At 39.2% G+C, this 9,403-nt stretch carries 9 protein-coding genes; 5 read left to right on the top strand and 4 right to left on the bottom strand.

The window, feature by feature from the left end; genetic code table 11:
* Positions 1-675: 675 nt before the first annotated feature.
* Positions 676-2,169, top strand: a complete 1,494-nt coding sequence (gene glpK, locus ACTS4L_RS00735) for a glycerol kinase GlpK (protein ID WP_440617564.1) — start codon at positions 676-678, stop codon at positions 2,167-2,169.
* Entirely contained in the window at positions 2,169-3,086 is a 918-nt protein-coding gene (locus ACTS4L_RS00730; protein WP_440617565.1) for a Dyp-type peroxidase, read from the top strand. Before glpK ends, ACTS4L_RS00730 begins: the two co-directional genes overlap by 1 nt.
* Here ACTS4L_RS00730 and ACTS4L_RS00725 read toward each other — a convergent pair.
* Both ACTS4L_RS00725 and ACTS4L_RS00720 read right to left on the bottom strand, forming a co-directional pair.
* Positions 3,083-4,345, bottom strand: coding sequence for an aminotransferase class I/II-fold pyridoxal phosphate-dependent enzyme (locus ACTS4L_RS00725; protein ID WP_440617566.1), 1,263 nt, complete (start codon positions 4,343-4,345; stop codon positions 3,083-3,085). The genes ACTS4L_RS00730 and ACTS4L_RS00725 overlap by 4 nt on opposite strands.
* Positions 4,346-4,348: 3 nt before the next feature.
* On the bottom strand, positions 4,349-4,861 hold the full coding sequence (locus ACTS4L_RS00720; protein ID WP_440617567.1) for a RipA family octameric membrane protein: 513 nt from the start codon (positions 4,859-4,861) through the stop codon (positions 4,349-4,351).
* A 269-nt stretch (positions 4,862-5,130) separates the two neighbouring features.
* On the opposite strand from ACTS4L_RS00720, the gene ssb reads away from it, so the two are divergent.
* Genes ssb through ACTS4L_RS00705 form a run of 3 tightly spaced genes read left to right on the top strand, consistent with a single transcriptional unit; the run spans position 5,131 to position 7,023 of the window.
* Positions 5,131-5,658 (top strand): single-stranded DNA-binding protein, encoded by a 528-nt coding sequence (gene ssb, locus ACTS4L_RS00715; RefSeq protein WP_440617568.1) that lies wholly within the window; start codon positions 5,131-5,133, stop codon positions 5,656-5,658.
* 17 nt (positions 5,659-5,675) lie between these two features.
* Positions 5,676-6,278 carry a M15 family metallopeptidase gene (locus tag ACTS4L_RS00710; protein WP_440617569.1) on the top strand — a complete coding sequence of 201 codons (603 nt, stop codon included), beginning with the start codon at positions 5,676-5,678 and terminating at the stop codon, positions 6,276-6,278.
* A gap of 22 nt (positions 6,279-6,300) precedes the next feature.
* The gene (locus ACTS4L_RS00705; RefSeq protein WP_440617570.1) at positions 6,301-7,023 is read left to right on the top strand and encodes an ester cyclase; all 723 of its coding nucleotides are present in this window, start codon (positions 6,301-6,303) and stop codon (positions 7,021-7,023) included.
* Here ACTS4L_RS00705 and ACTS4L_RS00700 read toward each other — a convergent pair whose 3' ends face one another.
* A complete protein-coding gene (locus ACTS4L_RS00700) occupies positions 7,024-7,779 on the bottom strand; it encodes a methyltransferase domain-containing protein (RefSeq protein WP_440617571.1) in 756 nt (251 codons plus the stop codon). It abuts the gene before it with no gap.
* A gap of 196 nt (positions 7,780-7,975) precedes the next feature.
* On the bottom strand, positions 7,976-9,373 hold the full coding sequence (locus ACTS4L_RS00695) for an MFS transporter (RefSeq protein ID WP_440617572.1): 1,398 nt from the start codon (positions 9,371-9,373) through the stop codon (positions 7,976-7,978).
* Positions 9,374-9,403 lie beyond the last annotated feature (30 nt).

The following is a 9,403-nucleotide window of genomic DNA, read 5'->3' as shown; positions in this document are numbered from 1 at the left end:
AACTCAGAAGTGAAACTGAATAACGCCGATGATAGTGTGGCATTCGCCATGTGAAAGTAGGACACCGCCAAATTATTTGACATTGAAAGACGATGGAATATCGCAAAATAAACTAATAGCACAATATCAAAAGGCACCTAACGGTGCCTTTTTGCTTTGTGGCATCAGATTTACAATAAAACCTTCCATGGTGATCATTCCGGACTTTGAATCAACGCTCGGGAGAAAGTACCCCCTCGCTTCAAAGTCGTTAAAAGCAGTGCTTTTAACCCATTCCGAACTGACGAAGTGAAACTGAATAACGCCGATGATAGTGTATTTATTAAAAATACTTCCTGTATTTTTTCAAATCGGCCACTTGCAGGTCCGTGACAAGTGGCGTTCGACGGCAGATAGTTGGCACTATTTGGTTTTCCGTCTCACCATTCGCCATGTGACAAATTTGTTGGGAACAAATTTGATCAATGGAAGTATGACATTGACCATGAAATGGCGTAAGGCAGGACGCCTGAAGTTAAGTAGAACATCATCAGGTTTTTTATTATTACAAAGGCACCTAACGGTGCCTTTTTGCTTTGTGATATAGAACTTTTCAAAAATACCTCGTTTATATTTGTATCGTAGCGGCTATAGCGTATATGATATCGGCGGAGCTAATGATAAGGAGACGTATCTATGTCGCAATATATTCTAACACTCGATCAAGGTACAACGAGTTCACGTGCGATTATATTTAACCAAAAAGGTCAAGTGGTTGAAATGGCACAACAAGAGTTCAGGCAAATTTATCCAAAACCAAGCTGGGTTGAGCATGACCCTAAGGAAATTTGGAGCACACAGGCTGGAGTTGCTGCAACTGCGATTACTAAAGCGGGTATTAATGGTAAGAATATTGCCGCTATTGGCATTACCAATCAACGTGAAACAACGATTGTTTGGGAGCGTGATACAGGTAAGCCGATTTATAATGCAATTGTATGGCAGGACAGACGCACAGCGGATTTTTGTAATAAGTTAAAAGCTGAAGGTCATGCCAAAATGATCCAAGAAAAGACAGGTCTTGTGATTGATGCCTACTTTAGTGCCTCTAAGATCAAGTGGATTCTTGATCATGTTGATGGTGCACGTGAAAAGGCCATGCAAGGTAAATTATGCTTTGGTACGGTCGATACTTGGCTTATGGCTAAATTTACCAACCTACGCCTACATGCAACAGACGCAAGTAACGCAAGTCGGACAATGCTTTATAATATCCATACCAATCAATGGGATGATGATTTATTGAAATTATTTGATATTCCTAAAGAAATGATGCCTGAGGTGAAATCCTCAAGTGAAGTGTATTCACAAACAGCAACTACTCTTTTTGCGACAAAAATTCCAATAGCAGGTGTGGCAGGAGATCAACAAGCGGCATTATTTGGTCAAATGTGTACTGAACCTGGAATGTTAAAGACAACCTATGGTACGGGTTGTTTTATGATGATGAATACAGGAGACACCCCAGCAGTTTCAAAGAATAACTTATTAACAACAATTGCTTGGCAGTTAAATGGCAAAACCACCTATGCGCTAGAAGGTAGTGTCTTTATGGGTGGTGCTGTTATTCAGTGGCTAAGAGATGAATTAGGAATTTTGCAGAATGCCGCTGACAGTGAAAAGTTAGCATTAACTGTTGCTGATAATGGTGGTGTTTATTTAGTGCCCGCAATGGCAGGTTTGGGTGCGCCGCACTGGGATCAATCAGCACGTGGTTCAATCTTTGGTTTAACGCGAGGTAGCTCTAAAGCGCATATTGCGCGCGCAGCACTAGAGAGCATTGCTTATCAAGTAATGGATATCGTTAGTGCCAAAGTCTCAGATACGGGTATTCATTTGACTGAAATGCGTGTGGATGGAGGGGCTGTGGCAAATAACTTTTTAATGCAATTTCAAGCGGATATGCTTAATGCTAAGGTTATTCGCCCACAAGTATTAGAGACAACCGCATTAGGAGCTGCTTATTTAGCTGGTCTTGCTGTTGGTTATTGGTCAGATGTTAATGAATTAAAATCATTATGGTCAGTTGAAAAGGAGTTTACAAGCTCACTTAATAACGAACTACGCACACAATATAGTAATTATTGGCATAAAGCAGTGACAAGAGCAAAAGGATGGAGTGAAGAATAATGATGCAAGTTCCAAAATATCAGCAAGGCATTTTAGAAAATTTACCATCATCGGCAATTTATTTATTTTTTGTCTTAGAGGATAAAAGCAAATTAAATGAAGTGATGCAAAGCTTATGCCAACTCATTGATGGTCAATCTACCGTGATTGGTTTAGGTGAGACGCTTATGCATAAAACGGAGCTAAAAAATGATTTCAAAGCATATACGCCAACCGTAAAGCAGCAAAAACTTGCGCCTAAAACACACTGTGATTTAGTGCTTTGGTTGAGAGATAATGATCAAGGTATGTTAATGCATAAGGCGCGTCAAATGATTGCTGTTGTAGGTGGTGCCTTTAAGTGCACGGATATATCACGTGCTTGCACTTATTTAACCTATGAGCAAGAAGGCAAAATGGTTGATCATGATTTATCTGGTTTTGAAGATGGTACAGAGAACCCTCAAGGTGATGAGCAATTTAATACTGCAATTGTTGTAAGTGATGATAAGCATTTGGATGGTTCGAGTTTTTGGAGTATTCAAAAGTGGCAGCATGACTTTAGTTGGCTTGATAAAGCGAGTCAACAGGTCAAAGAAGAACTTATTGGGCGAAGCTTGGATGATAATCGTGAATTTGAAGATAATAAGCCGTTTGCCCATGTAAAACGCACGGCACAAGAGAGCTTTGATCCTGAAGCGTTTATGTGGCGCCGATCGATGCCATGGATTAATGATCAGCTTGAAGGAGGTTTAATGTTCTCCTGCTTTGCCTCGAGCTTTTATCCATTTGAAGTTCAATTTGCACGGATGACAGGTGACGAAGATGGTGTTGTCGATGGATTGTTTAAGTTCTCAAAGGTACTGTCAACTCAGTTTTTATGGTGTCCACCTTTTGTTAAAGGTAAGTTGGTTTTACCTAAGTTTATGGATGATTAGTTTGCTTCTAGTGTCGCAATTTTGGTAACAACGGCTAACACTTCAGTGGCGATTTTAAGCTCGGAGACTGTTGGCAACGAAGGTGCAATACGAATATTGCAATCTTGTGGATCCTTGCCATAAGGGTAAGTGGCACCTGCGCTAGTTAATTTAACACCCGCATCCTGCGCCATTTTGACGATTTTCTTAGCAAGTCCTGGTTGACTATCAAAACTGATGAAATAGCCACCTTTAGGCTCATGCCACTGTGCAAATTGACCATTTGTGCCAAGTTCAGTGCTCAGCACTTCATTCACAATGTCAAACTTAGGTTTTAAAATAGCGGCATGTTTTGCCATGTGTTGCATAAAAGCCTCTTTATTTGGAAGAAGCCTTAAGTGGCGTAGCTGATTAATCTTATCATGACCAATGGTTTGTGTTTTTAAATGTTGTACTAACCAATCATAATTGCCTTTATTAGCGGCAATAACGGCAACGCCAGCGCCAGCATAGGTAATTTTTGAGGTTGAAGCAAACATAAATACACGATCTGGATTACCTCTTGTGCTACACTCGCTAAGAATATCAAGGATCTCAGCTTGATCCTGCATATCTAGGTGGTGTACAGCATAGGCATTATCCCAGAAAATTCTAAAGTTACTTGCTGCTGTTGTCATCGCAGCAAGACGCTTGATCGTATCATTACTGTAGCTTTCACCCGTTGGGTTGCTGTACTTAGGTACACACCACATGCCTTTGATACTGCTGTCATTGGCAACAAGTTTTTCCACTTGATCCATATCTGGACCATTGCCAGTTAAAGGGATATTGATCATCTCAATGCCGAAAGACTCACAAATGGCAAAATGACGATCATAACCAGGGGTTGGGCATAAAAATTTGATTTTCCCTTGTTCAGACCAACTTTTTGCCTGATTTGGCAGTTTGTGAATGAGCGCTTTAATGATCGTGTCATACATCAAATTAAGTGATGAGTTGCCACCAACAATTATTTGGTCAGTATTAATACCAAGAACATCAGCAAAAAGTGTTTTGATTTCAGGAAGTCCTGTAAGTAAATCAGGCGGACTGTAATTGCGATAATCAGGTGCAACAACGACATCCTGATGGTTAAGATTGTTAAGCAATTCATCGGATAGATTAAGCTGCTCAACACATGGCTTGCCACGTGTCATATCAAGTTTTAATCCCTGATCAATAAAAGATTGGTGCCGTGTCTTTAGTTGTACCAGTTCATCTTTGATTAAAGTTGCAGTCATTACTTATTTCCCCCAAGCAATCAAAAGATAGATGTAGATGCCAATATATAACAAGAAGAATACAAAGGGCATATAAGTTTCAATACGTTTAAGTGGCGTGAAAGAGCCTTTTTGCAGTGCAGTAACGCGCTCAGCGGAAAAAATTGGACTGGAAGGTAGACGTTTTTCAAGTGCGCCAATGACTTGTTCTTTGATGTTAACCGTGTGGCGATAAAAGCGTACCACGCGCCACCAACAGTAGCAAATGGCTAATAATCCCAACAAAGGCAAGACTAGTAAACCAAGTGATAATTCAGTGCTTGAGCGACTAATGCCAAGCGCCATAATACCAACGATGGCGATATTGGTGATAAGGAAAAATAGGTTGATTGATACGCGGCGGAAGCTTGCGCGATCTGCCATCTCAACGTAGATTTTATATTGTTCTATCAACAGTGAATAGTATTGTTCATTACTGAAATGATCTTGTTCTTCATTCCATAAATTATCCATGTTGATGTTATCATAACGACTCATGAATGATTAACTCCAATTTGTTATCAGTTTTACATCACTCAGATTAGCAGATTTGCAGGCAATGGACTATGGCAAAATGGCGTATTGTTTAATAAAAAATGATGAACTGGATTCTAGGAATAAAGTATTGCATAACAGTTAATTAGCTTATGAAGTTTGTCAATAATCTTACACGCTAATCGTGTTAACGCTGCAATCATTGTGATACCATAGGTCGGTAAATTTTAGATTAAAGAAAGTTTAGAATAATCAGAATAAAAAGGTGATTTATGGCTAAAGGTACAGTAAACAAGGTGATTTTGCTTGGACGATTGGGTGCGGATCCTGAGGTGCGCTATATGCCAAGCGGTATGTCAGTAGCGAATTTGCGACTAGCCACCAATGATGGCTATAAAGATCGCCAAACAGGGCAGTTTGTTGAAAATACAGAATGGCATCGTGTGGTGGTCTTTGGAAAGCAGGCAGAAACAGTTGCTCAGTATACACAAAAAGGTTCATTACTTTATATTGAAGGGCGTATTCGCACGAATAAATGGCAAGATCAAAACGGACAAGAACGTTATACAACTGAGATTGTTGCCAATGAAATGCAACTAATGGGTGGGCGAAGTGATAGTCAAAACAATGCTAACCCTCAGCAAGGCTATTCGCAGCCACAATTTAACCAACCATCAGCGCAACCACAGCAGCCTGCAGCTGGTGCATACAATCAGGCGCCACAACAACAAAATAAGCCGCAAGCACAACCGGATTTGAGTCAACTTAATGACTTTGATGACGATGATATTCCTTTCTAATATTCGGTAGTTGTCCCATGCATAGCGAGTTTATTGAGTTAACCCAATCTGACCCAATGCGTTGGGATATTAAATATAGTTATGATGATAATATCGCAGGCAGGGGTATAGCAGGCTATTATGCGAATAAATGCTTGATGACTAAAGCCTGTTACGCTGCATTGCAGCAGGTGGCTCAAAGTGTAGCTAAGCATAAGTTGAGCTTATTGATTTGGGATGCTTATCGACCTGCTAAAGCCGTTGATGATTTTTGGCAATGGGCACAGGATCCTCATGATAATCACACGCAACGTCAGTATTACCCTAACTTAAGTAAAGCTGACTTATTTGGGCAAGGCTATTTTAATAAAACATCAAACCATTGTAGTGGCAGTACGGTTGACTTAACTTTGATTAATCAACAGGGCAAAGCGCTGGATATGGGTACGATCTTTGATTATATGGATCCCTTATCTCACCCCGACAATAATGAAGTTTCAAAAGAAGCAATTGCCAATCGAGCATTATTGCGTCAAGCAATGTTAAATGCTGGGTTTGAACCAATAGCGACAGAATGGTGGCACTTTCGATTGCTCGATGAGCCATTTGCTAATCAAATGTTTGATTTTGATATTGTGTAATTAAAAAAGAACAGGGATGTCAATGAGTAATAACAAGGTTAATGAAACTAAAGAATTCTTAGACGCTCTATTAATTGGGCGCGATAATAATGCGTTGGGTGAGTTTCTAACACCTGATTGTTTGGCTTTGACTGACTATGGCATTGCTTTTGGTCGTGATGAAATAGCCATGGATCTTTCTTTTTATTTTCAATCAGTTGATGTCAGATCACTTGATTTTTTGCAACAAGCGCATTGTGCCGACACCACCGTATTGCAGTTCTCTGAAAACTGTGAACATATTGGTGAGTTTTGCGGTATAGAAACCACAGGCAAGAAATTTGTTTTTAATGCTTCAATTATGTTGCGTTGGCAAGAGGATAAAATAAAAGAATATTCGTTATCACCTGATATGGCGGGTGTTTTTGCACAGATTACGGATGATAAAACCGCTGCAAAAACGCTAGAGGCATTGAATGAGTCAAATAGTCGTTGCTATGCAATGTTAGCAAAGCTTTATGTTTTAATTAACGCACAAGGACTTTATCTGACAAAGCAGCAAATTAAATGTCTGGCTTTGTATTTTGAAGGGTATAGCACGGTTGTTAGCGCTAGAATACTACAGTGTTCTGTCGGTACAGTGCGCACGCATATTCGTAATATTCAGGAGCTCTATCGTAGCCATTTTCCAGGGAATATTGAAGCATGGTTTAAAAAACAGGGGTTATTTCAGAATATGCGCCGTTATGCGCGTTTGTTACGATAATTATAAGGGTTTATGAAAGCTAATAAAAGCCGGGTGAATGATTAGTGAATAATGATTATCATCGACATATTTACGCTTAGCATATTCCATAACATCTGCATTGAATGGCTCAATCCCTTTTTGTAAAAGTTGTTGATACATTTCATAGGTGAAGCTGTCCTCTAAGATTGAGAAGCGGCAAATCTGGTACATTTCATCCAAGGTTGTTGTATTGTAAAAAGCATCAGTTATCTCGAGATGATAGTTAATCTTATGTTTGTTAGCAATTGCCTTGAGAAGCTTATAGCACTTATATTGTGGGTTGTAACTTATGCATTTTTCATAGTGCTCACCCTTATTAGAGGGCACTACAAACATTAATACGCCTCCTGGAGCGAGCGCTTTATATGCCTTTAATGCAAAAGTCTCCCAGTCTTTTTCATCAACGTGATAGAGCACATGTGAGCATAATATAAAGTTATACTGCTCGGTTAATTCGGTTTCTTGGAAAGTTTGATTGATCACGGTTAGATCATCAATTGATTTTAATAGACTTGCGTAAGTAGGATTAGGTTCGATCGCCAGAGTATTATTAAAGTGTGGTGAAATCTTATTGGTAATTTTACCCTCGCCTGCACCAATGTCTAAAAAACGATTACAGTTGATGGTAGATAAAACCTCTTTCGTAATATGATCTATGATTTGCTTAGAGTTATCATGTTTTTGCAGGATTTTATAAATCTTAGCATATTCTTGTGCTGTATGTATGGTTGCCATTATTTTACTCTTGTTGTGTGGTTTATTAGATTGCAAAGTATGTACGAGCGGCTTTTAAAGCTATAACCCCTTAAGCTTTAAAAGCGCTGTACAATCGGCCCCCACCGTAATAGGTTAGCATGTGGAAAGATTATTTATGCTATGGAGGCATTTTAAGCGCTATTGTTTTATAAGTGAATACCACAAAATTAAGGTATTAATGTGAGGTTCTTAAAAAGCGATTAATGAGAAATGTAATGATGCCAAAGGCAAGGCAAATAATCGCAATATATAAAAATACATGACTATAGGTCTGATTGCTTAATAATAAATTTGTTGCTTTGTTGTCGGTAATAGTCAGCATAGAAAGTTGGCCTGAAACGGCAACACCAAGACCACTTGCAAACTGCCAAGCGCCTAACGCAAAGCCTCTGTTTTTCTCATTAATATACTCTCCAGCGGCAGCATTGCCATTGGGTTGTACGAGAATTTCACCTAGTCCCAAGAAGAAGAAAAATATAACAATCCAGAAAAAGGCAACCTGATGATTAGCACCACTAAAATAGATAGCTAGTGGAATGCTAGCACCTGCAATTGCGGTAACAATAAGCCCAATAAAGAACTTTTGATCAAAGGCGTTGTGCTTAAGCTTGCGATACCAAAAGTAGCTCACGCCAATTGCACAAATAAACATGCTGATATACCAAAATGTGATGACAGATCCAGCTGGGTATACAAAACCAAAAATATGTCGATTTAAATTGTACTCAGAAAAGAGAGTAATATTAGTTTGGGCTAGCGTTGCAATGCTCCAGTAAGCAACATTGATCAAGCAAAATACAAGGAACTTTAGTACCCCTTTTTTCTGAGTCATGTTGGGTGCTTGTTTAACGAGATAGAAAAAGTAGCCTACAAGCAGTATACCGACAATATAAATGGTTAATGCAGCTGTGTTTGGTCGTTGGATAAGATAGTGCACAACGATAAATGTAACCACAAACACGAGTATGCTATAAATATATTTGTTGAATGAAACTGAGCTGTTAGATTTGGGGTATATGTGTTGAAAGCCAAGAAAAAGCAACAAAGCAATGACGTTATAAACAGCGCCTATATAAAAGGCCGCTTGATAGCTCAAATAATCCGCAATAAACCCAGAGCTAAAGGTCGCAATCATACCGCCGGTTGCTAAGCTAATATAGGCAACCGTGAAATAATAAGATCGTTTAGCATTTTGCTCAGGAAAGCAGCTATTTAGTAGTTTCCAAATGCTTGGCAAGTAAAACGCGCCACCAATGGCAATACAACTTAAACTGGTGACAAGTAAGGGCTCACCAAATTGTGCTAAGGCAAAAAAGCCAAAAATACTAAACAGTTGCCCAATGATTAGTGTGCGTTTGGCATCAAGCAGCTTATCAGCAACAATGCCGGCGACAAGTGGCAAGCAATAAAAAAGTGAAAAGAGTGCGGTGTTGAGCATATATGCTTCACCTTCACTGACCTTAAGTGATAACGTTAAATATAGCACGGTTAAACTAAACATTACACCGGTACTCATCGTCTGAAATAGGGTAATGAAAAAGGTCAGTGTGACGGGTTTGTTTTTGATTGACATATAAATTATCCTTATTTTCTCCCTTTAAAG

It is taken from the genome of Cysteiniphilum sp. 19S12-1 (assembly GCF_052030685.1).
In the GTDB taxonomy this organism is placed as follows: Bacteria; Pseudomonadota; Gammaproteobacteria; order Francisellales; family Francisellaceae; genus Caedibacter.
Note: the sequence above shows the minus strand (reverse complement) of the source record. Positions and strands in the feature narration are given on the sequence as shown.